Raw genomic sequence first — 1,562 nt, 5'->3', positions numbered from 1 at the left:
GCCGACCGGCAGGAGGTGATCGACCGGGCCCGGGCCGCCGGCATCGCCCTGATGGTCAACATCTCGGACCGGCTGACGACCTTCCCGGCCAACCGGGCCATCGCCCAGGCCCCCGACATCTGGTGCACGGTGGGTGTCCACCCGCACGAGGCCAAGGACGTCCCGGACCTGTCGCCCCGCACCCTCACGGACCTGGCCGACGACCCCAAGGTGGTGGGGATCGGCGAGACCGGCCTCGACTTCCACTACGACCTGTCGCCCCGGGACATCCAGGCCCGGGTCTTCGCCGCCCACATCGCGGCGGCCCAGGACAGCGGCCTGCCCCTGGTGGTCCACACCCGGGAGGCCGACGACCTGATGGGCGACATGCTGGAAGCGGCCTTCGCCCGCGCCCCCTTCCGCATGCTGCTGCACTGCTACACCTCCGGGGCGGAGCTGGCCCGCAGGGCCGCGGCCCTCGGCGCCTGGTTCTCGGTCTCGGGGATTGCCACCTTCAAGGCCGCCGAGGACGTTCGGGCCGTCATCCGCGACATGCCCGCCGACCGCATCATCGTCGAGACCGACTGCCCCTACCTCGCCCCGATCCCGCACAGGGGACGCCGCAACGAGCCGGCCTTCCTGCCCGCCGTCCTGGCCGGCCTGGCCACGGTTCGTGGCTGGAGCCCAGAAGAGGCCGAGGCGCGCTGCGAGGACGCCTTCTTCGCCCTCTTCGACCGGATCCCTCGGCCATGAGCGGGACCCTGGAGTTCACCATCCTGGGCTGCGGCTCTTCCGGCGGCGTGCCGAGGGCCGACGGCGACTGGGGCGAGTGCGATCCAGCCGACCCCCGCAACTTCCGCACCCGCTGCTCCCTGCTGGTCCGCCGCACGGCCCCCGATCCAGCCCAGGCCACCACCGTCCTGGTGGACGCCTCGCCCGACCTGCGCTGGCAGACGGCCCAGGCCGGCGCCCGCCGGCTCGACGCCCTGCTCCTGACCCACGACCACGCCGACCAGACCCACGGCATCGACGATATCCGCGCCTTCTTCATCCGCCAGAGGGCGCGCATTCCCTGCCACATGGACGCCGCCACCTTCACCTCCATGGGCCGCCGGTTCGGCTATATCTTCGAAGGGGAGGGCGGCTATCCCGGAATCGCCGACCCGGTGCTGATCCCGCCCCATGGCCAGGACTGGTCGGTGGACGGCCCCTCCGGTGCCATCCCCGTCGTCACCTTCGACCAGGATCATGGCGGCCTGCGCTCCGTCGGCTACCGGTTCGGTGACGTGGCCTATTCCAGCGACGTGGTCGGCCTGCCGGAGGATGCCTTCCAGGCCCTGGCCGGCCTGGACACCTGGATCGTCGACGCCCTGCGCTGGCGTCCGCACCCGACCCACGCCCATGTCGAGCTCACCCTGGAGTGGGCGGCCCGGCTGAAGCCCCGGCGTACCATCCTCACCAACATGCACATCGACCTGGACTTCACCGCCCTCAGCGCCCGCCTGCCGCCAGGGGTGGAGCCGGCCTTCGACGGCCTGCGCTTCGAGCACCAGCTGGGGGAGGGGGCGTGACCCCGCGCCTGA

At 72.2% G+C, this 1,562-nt stretch carries 2 protein-coding genes; both read left to right on the top strand.

All coding sequences use genetic code 11. The features are described from left to right. The coding region (locus WCJ52_RS13110; RefSeq protein WP_336903746.1) for a TatD family hydrolase at window positions 1-732 on the top strand (732 nt) is incomplete at its 5' end. After that, the gene (locus WCJ52_RS13105; protein WP_336903745.1) at window positions 729-1,550 is read left to right on the top strand and encodes an MBL fold metallo-hydrolase; all 822 of its coding nucleotides are present in this window, start codon (window positions 729-731) and stop codon (window positions 1,548-1,550) included. The genes WCJ52_RS13110 and WCJ52_RS13105, both read left to right, overlap by 4 nt. The last annotated feature ends 12 nt before the right edge of the window (window positions 1,551-1,562 follow it).

The organism is Phenylobacterium sp. (assembly GCF_037138395.1).
Taxonomy (GTDB): Bacteria; Pseudomonadota; Alphaproteobacteria; order Caulobacterales; family Caulobacteraceae; genus Phenylobacterium.
Note: the sequence above shows the minus strand (reverse complement) of the source record. Positions and strands in the feature narration are given on the sequence as shown.